Source organism: Rhodococcus sp. LB1 (genome assembly GCF_001583455.1).
GTDB lineage: Bacteria > Actinomycetota > Actinomycetes > Mycobacteriales > Mycobacteriaceae > Rhodococcus_F > Rhodococcus_F opacus.
Map to the genome: position 1 here is coordinate 1 of NZ_LTCZ01000419.1, position 15256 is coordinate 15256.

The 15256-nt window shown below is 67.9% G+C and carries 17 protein-coding genes; 7 read left to right on the plus strand and 10 right to left on the minus strand.

Features of this window, described 5'->3' with window-relative positions; translation table 11 throughout:
• Positions 1-87: 87 nt before the first annotated feature.
• Together AZG88_RS42940 and AZG88_RS42945 are read right to left on the minus strand one after the other, a co-directional pair.
• Positions 88-1908: an adenylate/guanylate cyclase domain-containing protein gene (locus AZG88_RS42940; RefSeq protein ID WP_061701139.1), complete on the minus strand. Its 1821-nt coding sequence runs from the start codon at positions 1906-1908 to the stop codon at positions 88-90.
• 73 nt (positions 1909-1981) lie between these two features.
• On the minus strand, positions 1982-3367 hold the full coding sequence (locus AZG88_RS42945) for an MFS transporter (protein ID WP_005248481.1): 1386 nt from the start codon (positions 3365-3367) through the stop codon (positions 1982-1984).
• Between the two features lie 176 nt (positions 3368-3543).
• On the opposite strand from AZG88_RS42945, the gene nhaA reads away from it, so the two are divergent.
• The 3 genes from nhaA to AZG88_RS42960 are packed head-to-tail and all read left to right on the plus strand — an operon-like array spanning position 3544 to position 6248.
• Positions 3544-4779: a Na+/H+ antiporter NhaA gene (gene nhaA, locus AZG88_RS42950; RefSeq protein ID WP_005248482.1), complete on the plus strand. Its 1236-nt coding sequence runs from the start codon at positions 3544-3546 to the stop codon at positions 4777-4779.
• On the plus strand, positions 4776-5300 hold the full coding sequence (locus AZG88_RS42955) for a phage holin family protein (RefSeq protein ID WP_005248483.1): 525 nt from the start codon (positions 4776-4778) through the stop codon (positions 5298-5300). Before nhaA ends, AZG88_RS42955 begins: the two co-directional genes overlap by 4 nt.
• Before the next feature lie 9 nt (positions 5301-5309).
• The gene (locus AZG88_RS42960) at positions 5310-6248 is read left to right on the plus strand and encodes an alpha/beta fold hydrolase (protein WP_061044128.1); all 939 of its coding nucleotides are present in this window, start codon (positions 5310-5312) and stop codon (positions 6246-6248) included.
• A 7-nt stretch (positions 6249-6255) separates the two neighbouring features.
• Here the strand turns inward: AZG88_RS42960 and marP are convergent, their stop codons facing one another.
• Genes marP through nth form a run of 4 tightly spaced genes read right to left on the minus strand, consistent with a single transcriptional unit; the run spans position 6256 to position 9721 of the window.
• On the minus strand, positions 6256-7446 hold the full coding sequence (marP, locus tag AZG88_RS42965; protein ID WP_005248485.1) for an acid resistance serine protease MarP: 1191 nt from the start codon (positions 7444-7446) through the stop codon (positions 6256-6258).
• Positions 7443-8204, minus strand: a complete 762-nt coding sequence (locus AZG88_RS42970; protein WP_025431724.1) for an NUDIX hydrolase — start codon at positions 8202-8204, stop codon at positions 7443-7445. Before AZG88_RS42970 ends, marP begins: the two co-directional genes overlap by 4 nt.
• A complete protein-coding gene (locus AZG88_RS42975) occupies positions 8201-8863 on the minus strand; it encodes a TlpA family protein disulfide reductase (RefSeq protein ID WP_025431723.1) in 663 nt (220 codons plus the stop codon). The genes AZG88_RS42970 and AZG88_RS42975 overlap by 4 nt, the downstream gene beginning before the upstream one ends.
• A gap of 12 nt (positions 8864-8875) precedes the next feature.
• A complete protein-coding gene (gene nth / locus AZG88_RS42980; protein WP_043943640.1) occupies positions 8876-9721 on the minus strand; it encodes an endonuclease III in 846 nt (281 codons plus the stop codon).
• A gap of 21 nt (positions 9722-9742) precedes the next feature.
• Here nth and AZG88_RS51185 point away from each other — a divergent pair, with 21 nt between their 5' ends.
• Complete coding sequence (locus AZG88_RS51185) at positions 9743-10015, plus strand: hypothetical protein (RefSeq protein ID WP_005248489.1); 273 nt, start codon at positions 9743-9745, stop codon at positions 10013-10015.
• 219 nt (positions 10016-10234) lie between these two features.
• Positions 10235-10909, plus strand: coding sequence for a Crp/Fnr family transcriptional regulator (locus AZG88_RS42990; protein ID WP_005256089.1), 675 nt, complete (start codon positions 10235-10237; stop codon positions 10907-10909).
• A 64-nt stretch (positions 10910-10973) separates the two neighbouring features.
• Here AZG88_RS42990 and AZG88_RS42995 read toward each other — a convergent pair whose 3' ends face one another.
• Genes AZG88_RS42995 through AZG88_RS52315 form a run of 3 tightly spaced genes read right to left on the minus strand, consistent with a single transcriptional unit; the run spans position 10974 to position 12416 of the window.
• The gene (locus AZG88_RS42995) at positions 10974-11765 is read right to left on the minus strand and encodes an MBL fold metallo-hydrolase (RefSeq protein ID WP_061701140.1); all 792 of its coding nucleotides are present in this window, start codon (positions 11763-11765) and stop codon (positions 10974-10976) included.
• Between the two features lie 4 nt (positions 11766-11769).
• Positions 11770-12246 (minus strand): RidA family protein, encoded by a 477-nt coding sequence (locus AZG88_RS43000; protein ID WP_005248492.1) that lies wholly within the window; start codon positions 12244-12246, stop codon positions 11770-11772.
• A 5-nt stretch (positions 12247-12251) separates the two neighbouring features.
• Complete coding sequence (locus AZG88_RS52315; protein ID WP_005248493.1) at positions 12252-12416, minus strand: DUF4177 domain-containing protein; 165 nt, start codon at positions 12414-12416, stop codon at positions 12252-12254.
• Positions 12417-12471: 55 nt separating this feature from the next.
• On the opposite strand from AZG88_RS52315, the gene AZG88_RS43005 reads away from it, so the two are divergent.
• On the plus strand, positions 12472-13488 hold the full coding sequence (locus AZG88_RS43005) for an ArsA-related P-loop ATPase (RefSeq protein WP_005248494.1): 1017 nt from the start codon (positions 12472-12474) through the stop codon (positions 13486-13488).
• Positions 13485-14624: an ArsA family ATPase gene (locus AZG88_RS43010; RefSeq protein WP_005248495.1), complete on the plus strand. Its 1140-nt coding sequence runs from the start codon at positions 13485-13487 to the stop codon at positions 14622-14624. Before AZG88_RS43005 ends, AZG88_RS43010 begins: the two co-directional genes overlap by 4 nt.
• Before the next feature lie 58 nt (positions 14625-14682).
• Here the strand turns inward: AZG88_RS43010 and AZG88_RS43015 are convergent, their stop codons facing one another.
• Positions 14683-15006, minus strand: coding sequence for a WhiB family transcriptional regulator (locus AZG88_RS43015; protein ID WP_005248496.1), 324 nt, complete (start codon positions 15004-15006; stop codon positions 14683-14685).
• Positions 15007-15256 lie beyond the last annotated feature (250 nt).

Consider the following 15256-nt stretch of genomic DNA (forward strand, 5'->3'; position numbering starts at 1 on the left):
GACCCCAAGGTCTTCGACGCGATCCGCGGCAAGTAGGACGCTCCGCGCCCCGTGAGTGGTTGACGAGTCCCTGCACTCCTCAACCACTCACGGGCGGCGAAGCCGCCACAACGTCTGCTCCTCGCCGATTCCCTTCAGACCGGTCGTGAAGACGTCGCACCGGTAGTCCGATTCCGCCAGCAGCGGCGCCACCTCCGGGTCGTCGTGAACGGCCCCGGACAGGACGATGTCGCCGCCCGCCGCACAACCCTGCACCCGCGCCGCCAGGTTGACGGTCGCGCCGAAGTAGTCGATCCGGCCGTCGTTGTCGATCATCACCGCGGGCCCCTGGTGCAGCCCGACTTTCAACGCCACCGAGTCGTCGTCGCCGAGGTGCCCGCGACGGAAGTCGTCCCAGCCGGACTGCATCGACGCCGCCGCCGACCAGGCCTCCCGCGCATCCGCGAACGTCGCCATGACCGCGTCGCCCATCTGCTTCACGACGCCGCCGTTCTCGCGCACCACGGCGTCACGCAGGTAGCGGAAATGGCTCTGCACGAACGCGAACGCCCGGACGTCCCCGATGCGCTCGTACAGGGCGGTAGACCCGCTCAGATCGGTGAACAGCACCGCCAGGTTCGCGATCCCGATCTCGTCGCCGGGCGCCACCCCCTGGTCCGGGAACAGGTCCTGGAAACCGTCGAGCGACGTGACGAGCGCGCCGGTCGCCGCGGCGTCCCTCCACCGCTCCCGCTCGACCACCACCAGCGCTTCGCCGGGGAGCCGGTTGTCGACCTCCAGCCGGATCGCTCCGTCGGTGTCGGGTGAACTCCGCACCCGGAGGTCGCCCGGCCCGCACTCGACCCGCAGCGTTCCACCTGCCGGGCCGACCTCGCAGGCCACCGGGGAGCCCACCTGATAGCACCGGAGCCGCAGCCACCCCGGGTCGAGTTCGAGCCGCTCCGAACGCTGCTCCCCCGGCTCGAGCCGCAGCTGAGCCACCGCAGACGGTGAATTCGCCGGACCACCGATGCAGTACCGGGCCCGCTCCGCCCGGCGCACGGCCGCATTGACGTCGAAGCGGATCTCCACCGACCGTGCCAGGTCGGTGTCGAAGGCGATGTCGCAGGTGTCGCAGTGGACACGGCTCGCCAACTGTGAAATCCGGCCGGCGTCCTCGCGGACGGTCCGGCAGACGGGGCACAGCACGCTCCAGCTCAGATCCAGCAGTCCGCTGTCCGCGGCGTGGAGGAAGACGTACAGCAGCTGCATCCGATCGACACCCCAACGGTCCGCCAGCTCGAACGGCCGCATGCCCGTCACCTCCAGGTCGGAGGCGGTCCGCAGGTGGGACGCCAAGCGCCCGATGAGGTTCGGGGCATCGTGCGATCGGGACAGCTGTGCTGTGCGGAGTTCCAGTCGGCCGGCGTCGAGTTGCTCCGGCGGCGGCAGCGCGGGCACGGCATGCGTCTGCGGGTCGCGAACGTAGAGTTCCAACGCGCGTGTGAGCGCCACCGTCTTCCGTATACCCGTGCGCGCCAGCAGGGTTCGCGCCACGATCACCCCGAACCAGGTCCGCGGAACGATCCGGGCGAACACCTCGATTTCGGTCTCGTCGGCGGCCGGACGAAGCCGGACACCCGTGGAGACCTCCGCGAGCGGACCGCGGGAGAACCGACGAAGGACCTGGTAGAAGCGGCCTTCGATCCACTCGAACGGGAACTCCTCGTACCGCACCCGCCGCCCGTACGAACGGGTCTCCGCCGAATAGTGTCCCTTGCGCCGCCGGTCCAGCATCGGAGCGAAGTGCACCGGCGACGACAAGTCGATGTTGCGGTTGAGGCGATCGGTATCGGCGAGGAACGACCACAGATCCTGCTTCGGCAGCCGGATCCGGGCCGTCCTGGACAGCAGCACGGCTTTCGCCATGCAAGAACTATAGGCCGCTGCGCGGCCCGTGAGTGGTTGACGAGCCCCTGGACTCGTCAACCACTCACGGGGACTACGCCCCTACGTCGTCGAGGGACTGATCGCGGGTCTCGCGCATGACGAGCAGCGCGACGAAGGTGAGTGCAGCGGCGATCAGCAGGTAGATGCCCACCCAGCCGACGCCGTACGACGTGGCGAGCCAGGTGGCGATGAACGGCGCGACGGCGGCGCCGAGGATGCTGGCGGTGTTGTAGGCGATCCCCGAACCCGTGTAGCGCACGTTGGTCGGGAACAACTCCGGCAGAACGGCGCTCATCGGCCCGAAGGTCATGCCCATCAACAACATTCCGATGGCCAGGAATACGAGCATGCGGGCGTTGCCCATGCCCTCCTGGTTCAGCATCACGCCGAACGTGAGCCCGAAGACCATGATGCACCCGGTGATGGTGAGCAGCGTGATGCGGCGACCGAAGCGGTCGGCCAGCCACCCCGACACGGGGACGGCGGCCGCGAAGAACAGGACCGCGATCAGCTGGAGGACGAGGAAGTCGGTGTAGTGGAAGCCGGCTCCGGTTCCGCCCTGGGCGGGGGTCTTGCCGGTGCCGTAGCTGAGCACCCAGGTGGTCATGATGTAGAAGAGCGTGTAGGTGGCGAGCATGACGAACGTGCCGATGATCAGCTGACGCCAGCTGGTCTTGAACACCTCGGCCAGCGGGGTCTTCACCTTCTCGCCCCGCGCGACGGCGCGGGCGAACACGGGCGTCTCTTCGAGCTTCAGCCGCACGTACAGACCGATCATCACCATGATCGCGCTGAGCAGGAACGGGATACGCCAGCCCCAGGTGAGGAACGCGCCGTCCAGGTCGGGGCTGCTGTTGTCGTGGTCCAGGAACAGCGTGATGATCAGGAACAGACCGTTGGCGAGGAAGAACCCGATGGGCGCGCCGAGCTGCGGCCACATGGCCGCCCAGGCCCGCTTGCCCTTCTGTGCGGTCTCGGTCGCGAGCAACGCCGCGCCACTCCATTCACCGCCCAGTCCCAGGCCCTGGCAGAAGCGCATCAACGCCAGCAGTGCGGGCGCGACGAGGCCGATCTGGTGGTACGTCGGCAGCAGGCCGATCACGAACGTGGCGATACCCATGGTGAGCAGTGAGCCGACGAGCGTCGTCTTGCGTCCGATGCGGTCGCCGAAGTGGCCGAACAGGATCGAGCCGAGCGGCCGGGCGACGAAGGCCAGACCGAACGTGGCGAGGGACGCCAGCAGGGCGGTGGTGCCGTTTCCCTTGGGGAAGAACAGGTGCGGGAACACCGACACGGCCGCGGTGGCATAGATGTAGAAGTCGTAGAACTCGATGGATGTTCCCACCATGCTCGCGACGACGATCCGGCTTCTGGGTACGCCGGCGACGGTGGCGCCGCCGTCCGGTTCTGGCTTCGACGTATCGACGGCACTGCTCACTCGACTTACTCCTGCACGATGCTATTTCAACTATTGGGACGAGAGTCCATTCCTTAGGAATTGAACACCTCGTGTCTTTCGCTTGGCAAATTGGATAAGCTCTACTCGGTGCGCCGGGAAGTCTGGTCGGCAGAGCATTTGCCGTACCCGGACCACATCGAAAGCGAGCGCCCCCGGTGACCCAGCCCCTCCGCTCCGAACTCTCCCGCTACCTCCGCACCGAGACGGTCGGCGGTTCGATCCTGCTCGTCGCCGCGGCGGTCGCCCTCGTGTGGGCGAACTCCCCCGTCTCGGATTCGTACTTCGCACTGCGCGACTGGCAGATCGGCCCGGAGGCACTCCACCTGAACCTGACGGTCGGGACATGGGCGCAGGACGGGCTGCTGGCGGTCTTCTTCTTCGTCGCCGGCCTCGAACTGAAGCGAGAAATGGTGGTGGGCGAACTCGCCGACCGCAAACGTGCCCTGCTCCCGATCATCGCGGCCTGCGGCGGTGTGGTCGTGCCCGCGATCATCGCCGCGACGATCGGCGCCGGCACACCCGGCATGGAACGGGGCTGGGCGATCCCGGTCGCCACGGACATCGCGTTCGCACTGGGTGTGCTGGCGCTGACCGGGTCTCGCATCCCGGCCAGCGCCCGGGTGTTCCTGCTCAGCCTGGCCGTCGTCGACGACCTTCTCGCGATCGTGCTCATCGCGGTCCTGTTCACCAGCTCGATCGCCCTGCTGTGGCTGCTGGGCGCCGCCGTGTGCCTGGCCGTCTACGCGTTCGCCCAGCACCGGCGCATCACCACCCCACTGCTCTACGTTCCACTCGCACTGCTCACCTGGTACTGCATGCACGACGCCGGAATCCACGCCACGCTCGCCGGTGTCGCGCTCGGCCTCCTCACCCGGGTCCGGCGCGACCCCGGCGAGAGAGAATCCCCGGGCGCCCGCCTCGAGCACCGCATCCAGCCGCTGTCGGCAGGCGTCTGCGTCCCGCTGTTCGCCCTGTTCGCGTCCGGCGTGGCCCTGAGCAGCGAGCTCCTCGGGCAGCTGTTCACCAACCCCATCTCGCAGTCCGTGATCGCGGGGCTCCTCGTCGGCAAGACCGTCGGCATCTTCGGCATCTCCTGGCTCGCGATCCGCCTGGGTATCGCGAAGAAGCCGCGAGCACTGGGGTTCCGGGACATGTTTGCCCTCTCAGTGCTCGGTGCGATCGGGTTCACCGTTAGCCTTCTCGTAGCGGATCTCGCGCTTGCGGGAATCGGTGACGGCAGCGAGGCCGAAATAGCTAAGGTCGCGGTGCTCGTGACATCGTTGACAGCGTCGCTGATCGGATCAGCGTTACTGTGGCGACGCGGTCGGGCCCATGCGGCCCGGAAGGATGACTCGGAAGTGCAAGAGCTACCTGGAGGGGTCGACAAGTGAGCATCACTCACGGCAAGGGAGACAGCCCGCGATACACGGGAGACGGGGTGCCGAACACGGTGTCGTCGATCCCGCTCACGGACGTGGACGCTCAGACACCCGGCGAGGCGAGCCTCGGCACGCTGGTCAAGCATGCGACCGCGCAGGTGTCCACCCTGGTCCGCGCCGAGGTCGAGCTCGCCAAGGCCGAGGTCACCGGTGAGGTCAAGAAGGGCCTGCAGGGCAGCCTGTTCTTCATCCTCGCGTTCACCGTGCTGCTGTTCAGCTCGTTCTTCTTCTTCTTCTTCCTCGCCGAACTCCTCGACGTGTGGATCGCCCGCTGGCTGGCGTTCCTGATCGTCTTCCTGATCATGGTCGTGGTGACCGCGGTCCTCGCGCTGCTCGGTTATCTGCGGGTACGCAAACTCCGCGCACCGGAGAAGACCATCGACTCGCTGAAGCAGGCCAAGACGGTGCTCCCGACGTCGTACTCGGATGCGGAAGCCCATCTCGCGTCGTCCAGCGGACGTCACGCGCGGTAACTCGCTCCTGTGGCACCACCCGATCCGTCTACCGTCCGTTTCGACGGCCCCTGGATTCATCGCGACATCCATGCCAACGGAATCCGCTTCCACACCGTCGAGGTCGGCGCATCCGCACCGGATGCGCCGCTCGTCGTCCTGCTGCACGGATTCGCGGACTTCTGGTGGTCGTGGCGCCATCAGCTGACCGCGCTGTCCGCGGAGGGGTACCGGGCCGTCGCCGTCGACCTCCGCGGCTACGGCGATTCCGACAAACCGCCGCGCGGCTACGACGGGTGGACGCTGGCCGGCGACATCGCTGGCCTCATCCGGGCGATGGGCTACGGCGAGGCCACCCTCGTCGGGCACGCCGACGGCGGCCTCGTCTGCTGGGCGACGGCCGTCCTCCACGCTCGCCTCGTCCGGTCGATCGCACTGGTCAGCTCGCCGCATCCCGTCGCGCTCAAGCAGGCCGTCCTCCACGACCGCTACCAGCGCAAGGCCCTGCTGCCCTCGTTCGTCTCCTGCCAGGTGCCGTGGCGTCCCGAACGTCGCCTCACCCGCGACAACGGGTCGGAGGTCGAACGGTTGATCCGCGAACGCTCCGGACCCGCCTGGACGGAGAACCCGGAATTCGACGTCGTGATGTCACGGATGCGCTCGGCGATTCAGATTCCCGGGACCGCGCACTGCACCCTGGAGTATCAGCGGTGGGCGTTCCGCAGCCAGTTCCGCCCGGACGGCAGCCGGTTCATGGCATCGATGGATCAGACGCTGCGGATCCCGGTCCTGCACCTCCACGGCGACCTCGACCCGTACGTGCTCGCGGACACCGTGCGCCGCAGCCACCGCTTCGCACCCACCCAGCAGATGCACACCGTCACCGGTGTCGGCCACTACGCGCACTGGGAAGCCCCGGAGCGGGTCAACGCCGCCCTGCTGGACCTCGTCGCACCCCGCACCGTCTGACCGACGGTCAGAGGATGCACGCCCCGGTGTCCACGGCGACGGACGCCCCGGATGCCGCCTGCAGCTGACGCGACACCTCGGCGGCGGTGAGCACGAACCCGGTGTCGCTGTTGTCGACGGCGGCGCCGAACACCACCCCGAGCACCCGGCCGTCGCTGTCGACGAGCGGTCCACCCGAGTTGCCCTGCCGAATGGAACCGCGGACCGTGTACACCTCACGCTGGACCGTTCCCGCCCGGTAGATGTCGGGACCACTGAGGTCCAGGATCTCCCGGATCCGGGCGGCGCTGGCCGTGTACGGCCCGCCGCCCGGGTAGCCGAGCACCAGGGCGTTGTCGCCGGTCCGGGCCGGCTCGGGCGCGAAGTTCAGGACGGGGGCGTCCAGTCCGGGCACCTCGAGCACCGCGACATCGGCGGACGGGTCGAACAGCACGACCTCGGCGTCCATCGGCCCGTTCGCCGTGTCGACGACGATGCCCGCCGTTCCCGCAACCACGTGGGCGTTGGTCATCACCCGGTCGGGCGCCACGACGAATCCGGATCCCTCGAGCGCCCGCTGGCAACTCGGGGCCACACCCCGGATCCGCAGCACGCTCGACTGCAGCGAGGACGCGACGGGACTCTCCAGGACGCTGGCATCCGGCGGGTCGACGGTCGTGATGGGGGTGCGCCCGAACGGCCCGATGACGTCGGGAAGCCCGGACGTGTCGAGCAGGGCGGTGAACTCGGTGGGCAGTTGCCGCATCCAGGCGGGCGCGATGTTGTCGACCGTTTCGAGGACGCTCGACCCGCGCACCGCCGCCGCCAGCTGAGGTTGGGACGAGGACGTGAGCGGGATCGCCAGCAGCCAGGCCGCGACGAACACCGCGACGGCCTGCACGCAGGCGCCGATCACGCTGTCGACGGACCGCGCGACCGGACTGTGCATACTTCCCCGCGCGGCGCGGCCGAGGACCATGCCCGCGACTTCGCCGACGATCACCAGCACCACGATCAGGGCGATACCGACCAGCACGCGACCGCGGCCCTCGTCCACGTGCACCAGCACGTGCGGGGCGATCAGGATGCCCGCCACCGCACCGAGCACGACCCCGATGAAGGCGAGCACCGACGCCACCGCACCCTGCCGCCAGCCGGACGTCGCGGCGACGAACGCGATCAGCACGATCGCCAGGTCGATCCAGTGCGAGCCCGTCATCGCTCGGCCGCCGGCCGGCCGTGACCGTGGGTCAGATGGTCGTCGTCCAGATCGTTGTCGAGTTCGGCGAGGACGGTGTCGAGGTCGCGGATGTCGTGGCGGTCCCACTCCTGTTCCCAGCCGGAGACCGCGAACAGCGCGGCCAGGATGCCTGCCGTGAAACCCCAGACGAGCATGCCGTCGACGGCGAACGCGGGCCCCTGGTATCCGGCCGGGTGCCGCACCTGGAACCGGTTCCGCGGATCGATCAGGGTGTGCACGGGAACCCGGGCGACGCGTTCCGCCTCCGCGGGATCGACCACGCCGACCTCGCTGGGCTTCTCCCAGTACGCGAGGACGGGAGTGACGTCGAAGCCGGACGGCGGGATGAAGATCTCCTCGAGCACGGCGAGCGGACGGACACCGGACGGGTCGAGTCCCGTCTCCTCCTGGGCCTCCCGCAGCGCGGTGGCGATGGGTCCCTCGTCGCCGGGATCGCTGGCGCCCCCGGGGAATGCCACCTGACCACTGTGCTGACGCATCGTGGACGCACGCTGGGTGAGCAGGATGTCCGCGTCGGCGGGCAGGCCTCCCGACATCAGCGGGTCCGCCTCGACGGGGCCGCCGAACAACACGAGCACCGCCGCCTCACGGGTGGTCGCGCCGCGGGGTGCGCGCCGATCGAGAACGGGGTTGATCCTGTGCGGGTCGGCCGGGGTCCGGTGCACGACCCGGCGCAGCCACGGCGGAACGGCGACACCGTCCACGGAGTTCGTCATGCCGCCACCCCCAGGTTCTGTTCGACGGCGTCCGCGATCTCGTCGACGCTGCGGAACGGCTGCGGCAGGACCTTCGCCACCGTGCCGTCGGGCCGGATCAGCACCGAGACGGGCAGGACCGGCGGGGCTCCGACCGCGACGCGGACGCGCCCGTCGCCGTCCTGCACACCGGGCAGGGTGACGGAGTAGTCGACGAGCCGGGACAGCGCGCTGGACTCGTTGGGATCGGTGTGCACCGTAAGCACGGTAACCGCGTCGCCCGCTCGATCCGAAAACTGCTGCATATAGGGCAGCTCCTCGGCGCAGGGGCCGCACCAGTAGGCCCACAGGTTCAGCAGCGCCGGTTTACCACCGAGCGCGGCGGCCAGATCCACCTGGCTGCCGTCGGCCACGCATTCCAGTGTGATGCCGGACAGCACCGAACCCGGCGCAGGCTCGGACGTGGCCGTCGAGGCCGGGCACGATTCCAGACCCGCCTGCGTCCTGAGTGCCGCGAGCGCGTCGGGATCGGCGCTCACCGCCGTCGGGGTACGGCCACCCGAACCGAACCGGTCCTGGTACGACGGCGTCTCCGCGTCGTCACCCCGCGGCCAGATCGCGACGACGAGAGCCACCACGACCACGAGGGCGGCCAGACTCCACCGCGCTGCGCTAGACACTCGTATCTACCCTCACCTGCCGGCCAGACGCAGCAGATGCTCCGTCTCCGGTCCACGAACCAGTTCGGCGGCGACGTCGGGGTCGATCGGGCCCAGCCCGTACGACGGACAGTCCTTGGCGAGCACACACACCCCGCAGGCGGGCTTGCGGGCGTGGCAGACGCGCCTGCCGTGGAAGATCACGCGGTGCGAGAGCAGCGTCCACTCCTTGCGCTCGATCAGGGCGCCGATCGCGTGCTCGACCTTGACCGGGTCTTCCTCCTCGGTCCACTTCCAGCGTCGGACGAGCCTCCCGAAGTGGGTGTCGACGGTGATTCCCGGCACATCGAACGCGTTGCCGAGGATCACGTTGGCCGTCTTCCGCCCGATCCCGGGCAGCGTCACGAGGTCCTTCAGGTTGCCGGGGACCTCGCCGTCGAAGCGTTCGAGCAGAGCCTGCCCCAGCCCGATCAGAGAATTCGTCTTGTTGCGGTAGAAGCCCGTGGACCGGATGTACTCCTCGAGTTCGGTGCGTTCGGCCTCCGCGTACGCCTTGGCGTCGGGATAGCGGGCGAACAGCGCCGGCGTCACCATGTTCACCCGCACGTCAGTGCACTGCGCGGAGAGGATGGTCGCGACGGCGAGGTCGAGTGGGGTGGTGAAGTCGAGCTCGCAGTAGACGTGTGGGAAGGCCTCGGCGAGCCGCCGGTTCATTCTCCGGGCGCGCCGGACGAGTCCGATCCGGGTTTCGTCCTGTTTCGCGGCCCGCGAACGGGTGCGTCCACGCACTTCGGAGCCGTCGCTGGGGGTCGCATGCACGGGATCAACTCTACGGATACCCGACCGATCCGAATCGCCGCTGTGTCGCTTCTGAGACATTTCCAGTGTTTACTTCCCGGTATGCAAGGTCTCGCTGTGGTCCTCTTCCCAGTGCTGCTGATGCTGTTTGCGCTGGCAATGGAGCGGGTGGAGTTCAGACTCCGCCGGCTCACGGTTCGTCAGCAAGAGGTGGAAGAGTTCCTCGACCAGGCAAGTCACGACGAAGTGGCCACCCTGGCCCACGAAGGTTTCCCCCACGCATTGGCACGCTTCCATCGACGTCGCAAGGGTCGGTCGGGCTTCGAATCCGACGACGCCGCCGTCACCGAAGTGGGCTCACGGCGCGCCAGCTGAGCGCTGGGCAGCCCCCGAATCAGCACACCGCAGGACGCATCCCCCGGTTAACTTTTGCGACTTCCGTGGTATCGGTCACTCAGACCGAGCCGTCTCAACGTAGACTTCAGAGCCGTACCTGTTGCACAGCGACACGCCGCGGATCACCGGGGCATCGTCGACATGCAGCAAATCGCGCACAATATGCATACAGACGAACAATATTCCCAAGGAGCGCACGTGGACGACGTCCTGGCAAGAGCCGGCATCTTCCAAGGAGTCGAGCCCTCAGCGGTAGCGGCGCTGACCAAGCAGCTGCAGCCTGTCGACTTCCCCCGCGGACATGTCATCTTCAACGAAGGTGAGCCCGGTGACCGCCTGTACATCATCGTTTCGGGCAAGGTGAAGATCGGCCGCCGCTCGCCGGACGGCCGTGAAAACCTGCTGACGATCATGGGCCCGTCCGACATGTTCGGTGAGCTGTCCATCTTCGACCCGGGTCCGCGTACGTCCACCGCCACGACGGTCACCGAGGTCCGCGCGGTCAGCATGGACCGCGAAGCGCTCAAGGCGTGGATCGACCACCGCCCCGAGATCGCCGAACAGCTCCTGCGGGTGCTCGCGCGCCGTCTGCGTCGTACCAACAACAACCTGGCCGACCTCATCTTCACGGACGTCCCGGGTCGTGTCGCCAAGGCGCTGCTGCAGCTCGCGCAGCGGTTCGGCACCCAGGAGGCGGGCTCGCTGCGCGTCACCCACGACCTCACGCAGGAAGAGATCGCCCAGCTCGTCGGCGCTTCCCGTGAGACCGTCAACAAGGCGCTCGCCGACTTCGCGCACCGCGGATGGCTGCGCCTCGAAGGCAAGAGCGTGCTGATCTCCGACTCCGAGCGCCTGGCACGTCGCGCGCGGTAGTCCCCGCACCTACGACTGCGGCCACCCCCTCACCGCGAGGGGGTGGCCGCAGTCGTTTCAGCGACTAGTCGAGGCTGCGCAGGTAGGCGAGCTGCACGTTGACGGACTTCTCCGCCACCGGCCACAACTTCGGGTCGACATCGGAGTAGACGTGCTCGACCACCTCGCGGACGGTGGGGGTGCCGCCGAGCTCGCCGATCGCGGCCCGCACCTGGTCGAGTCGCTCCTCGCGATGATCGAGATACTGCTGCGCGACGACGTTCAGTTCGGGCAGTTCGGGTCCGTGGCCGGGCATCACCCGGTGTCCGGATCCGAGGTCCAGCAGGCGGCGCAGCGACGACAGGTAGTCGCCGAGGTCGCCGTCCGTGTCGTCGAGCACGGTGGTGCCGCGGCCGAGGATCGTGTCGCCGGTGAGGACGGTGCCCTCACCTTGCACGGTGAAGGACACCGAATCCTTCGTGTGCCCGGGCGTGGCGATCACCGTGAGGGTGAGCCCCGCGACGTCGATGGTCTCGCCGTCCACGAGGGCGTCTCCGCCGCCCCGAAGGAATTCGGGATCCACCGAACGCACGGGCGCACCGGTCAGTTCGAAGAACCGCTGCACTCCCCCGGTGTGGTCGAAATGACGGTGCGTGATCAGCGTCAGCGCGACCGGTCCGAGTGCCGCGACGCGGGCGAGATGCTCCTCGTCGGCGTCACCCGGGTCGACCACCACACACTCGTCCCGTCCCGGCGCACGCAGAATCCACGTGTTGGTTCCGTCGAGCGTCATCATGCCGGGGTTGTTCTCGAGCATCACCGAGACGATCGGGGTGACCTCCCGCACCTGGGCGTAGGCCGGATGGGCAAGCGTCATGGCACTACGACTCCGGCCGCACTTCGGCGATCAGTTCCACCTCGACGGGTGCGCCGAGCGGCAACTCCGCGACGCCGACGGCCGAACGTGCGTGGGCACCCGCGTCCCCGAACACCTCGCCGAGGAATTCGGAAGCGCCGTTCACAACACCGGGCTGACCGGTGAATCCCTCGGCCGACGCGACGAATCCGACGACCTTCACGATCCGCACCACCGAGTCGATGCCGACGAGCGCGTCGACCGCCGCCAGCGCGTTGAGTGCGCAGGCCCGGGCCGCGGCCTTGGCGTCGTCGTCCGACACGCCTGCGCCGAGCTTGCCCGCGATCGTCAGCTTGCCCTCGACGATCGGCAGCTGCCCCGACGTGTAGACGTAGTTGCCGGTGCGCACGGCGGGCACGTAGGCGGCCACCGGCGGAACGACGGACGGCAGCGTGATGCCGAGCTCGGCGAGGCGAGCGGACCAGTTCTGTGTCTCTGCCACGGCCGTCAGCCCTTCGGACGCTTCAGGTACGCGACGTGCTGCTCACCGGTGGGCCCGGGCAGAACCGTCACCAGTTCCCAGCCGTCGGTGCCCCACTGGTCGAGGATCTGCTTGGTCGCATGTGTGAGCAGCGGAACGGTGGCGTACTCCCAGGAAGTCAATTCACTCATGCCGGTGAGCCTATCCCCCGCACATCCCGGCTCCCAGACTTATAGGCTCGACCCCGTGGTTGCATCCCCAGACCAGCTCACCCCGACGTGGCCCGAGAAGGCCGCGCAGGCCCGGCTGCACTTCGTCTCCGGAAAGGGCGGCACCGGAAAGTCCACGGTGGCCGCCGCGTTGGCTCTCGCGCTGGCCGAGGGTGGGCGTCGCGTGCTGCTGGTGGAAGTCGAGGGCCGGCAGGGGATCGCCCAGCTCTTCGACGTGCCCCCGCTGCCGCCGCAGGAGACGAAAGTCGCGGCCGCCGAGGGTGGCGGGGAGGTCATGGCGCTGGCCATCGACATCGAGACCGCGTTCCTCGAATACCTCGAGATGTTCTACAACCTCGGCTTCGCCGGTCGCGCGATGCGCAAGTTCGGCGCCATCGAGTTCGCCACCACCATCGCACCGGGGCTTCGGGACGTGCTGCTGACCGGCAAGATCAAGGAATGTGTGGTGCGCACCGACAAGTCCGGCAAGCGGGTGTACGACGCCGTCGTCGTCGACGCCCCGCCGACCGGGCGGATCGGCAACTTCCTCGACGTGACGAAGGCGATGGCCGACCTCGCGAAAGGCGGGCCGGTGCGTTCGCAGAGTGAGGGCGTGGTGCGCCTGCTGCATTCCGACGAGACCGTCGTCCACCTCGTGACACTGCTCGAGGCGCTTCCGGTGCAGGAGACCACCGACGCCGCAGAAGAACTGGCCCGCGCCGATCTGCGGCTGGGCACCATCGTCGTCAACCGCACCAGCCCGCAGTTCCTGCCCGCCGAGACGCTGGCCGACGCCGCGAAGGGGCGCATCGACGCCGAAGCAATCCGGGCCGGACTGCAGAAGAGCGGGATCACCCTCGACGAAGAGGATTTCGCCGGGTTGCTCACCGAGACGATCGAGCACGCGTCCGTCCTCGAGGCGCAGGAGGAGAGCGCCGGTCAGCTCAGCGAAGTGGACGGGGCGCGACTGCATCTGCCGTCCCTCGCCGACGGTGTCGACCTGGGCGGGCTGTACGAACTCGCCGAATATCTGACGGAACAGGGTGTCCGATGACCCACACAACTGAACACGAGCGTCGCCGCACCGCCTCCGCTCTCGATGTCGCGGGGATTCTGAAGAACGAGGCGACGCGGATCGTCGTGTGTTGCGGCGCCGGTGGCGTCGGCAAGACCACCACAGCCGCATCGCTGGCACTGCGCGCGGCGGAGCAGGGGCGAAAGGTGGTCGTGCTGACCATCGACCCGGCGCGCCGGCTCGCGCAGGCGCTCGGCGTCGCGGAACTCGACAACACGCCTCAACCCGTGCAGCTCGGACCGGACGCGACGGGCGAACTGCACGCCATGATGCTCAACATGCGTCGCACGTTCGACGAGATGGTCATCGAGCACTCCACGCCGGAGAAGGCGGAGCAGATTCTCGCGAACCCCTTCTATCAGACCGTCGCCACCTCGTTTTCGGGAACGCAGGAGTACATGGCGATGGAGAAGCTGGGGCAGCTCGCCTCCAGCGACAAATGGGACCTGGTGATCGTCGACACCCCGCCGTCCCGCAACGCCCTGGACTTCCTCGACGCACCCCAGCGTCTGGGCGCATTCCTCGACGGTCGCATGATCCGGTTGCTCACCGCGCCGGGTCGCGGTCTCACCCGGCTCGTCACCGGCGCGATGGGCCTGGCGCTGCGCGGCGTCTCCACCATCGTGGGTAGTCAGATGCTGTCGGACGCCTCGAGTTTCGTGCAGTCACTGGACTCGATGTTCGGCGGCTTCCGGGAAAGAGCCACGCGCACTTACGAACTGCTCCGGCAGCCGGGCACGAAGTTTCTGGTGATCGCGGCAGCGGAGCCGGATGCACTGCGGGAGGCGGCGTTCTTCGTCGACCGGCTCGCAGGCGACGAGATGCCGCTCGCGGGCCTCGTCCTGAATAGGACGCACCCCACTCTCAGTTCCCTGTCGGCCGATCATGCGGTCACTGCCGCCGACCAGCTCGGGGACCAAGACCCCCTCACCGCCGCTGTGCTGCGAATCCACGCCCATCGGGCGGTGATCGCCAAGCGTGAGGTCCAACTGCTGAGCCGGTTCACGGCCGCCCACCCTCGGGTGCCGATCGTCGGCGTGCCCTCGCTGCCGTTCGAGGTGTCGGACCTCGAGGCGTTGAGAGCGGTAGGTGACCAGCTCACCCGCACGAGCTGATCAGCTCGCTGCCGGAGAACCGGTCACCCGCCTGTGGCCTGTCTGCGAATCCCAAATTTCAGACAGCGGATTGGTGCTGCCGCTGAGCTTCGAAGAAGTCGGACCATGATTCCACCTCGGGGTGCTGCTTGAGCAACGCCCGGCGCTGACGTTCCGTCATGCCACCCCACACGCCGAACTCGACACGATTGTCGAGAGCATCGGCTCCGCACTGCATCAATACCGGGCAATGCCGGCAAATGGTTGCGGCCTTGCGCTGTGCTGCGCCGCGTACAAAAAGTTGGTCGGGATCGACTTCCCGGCAACGAGCCTGGGTGACCCAGGCGATTCGCGCTTCTGCTTGCTCGACGTCCAGACGGCTGGTTGGGGTGGTCATGTGCATTCGTTTCCCCTCTTCGAGTCTGCACACCCCAGCACCTAGCACGCCGAGGCTGCACCACATAAGCGATGGGGTGTTATCTCCATCACACTGTTCCAACAATTTAGGTAAAGAAACCGCAACGCGCAAGACGAAGAACACGCTTTTTTGGTACGCCCGTCCATACCCCGTGCTCAGGGCATTTTCCTGGCCGAATTCCGCGCCCAACCAGCGCACCCACAGACCCCACGTACTCTGTAGATCGTGTCGATTG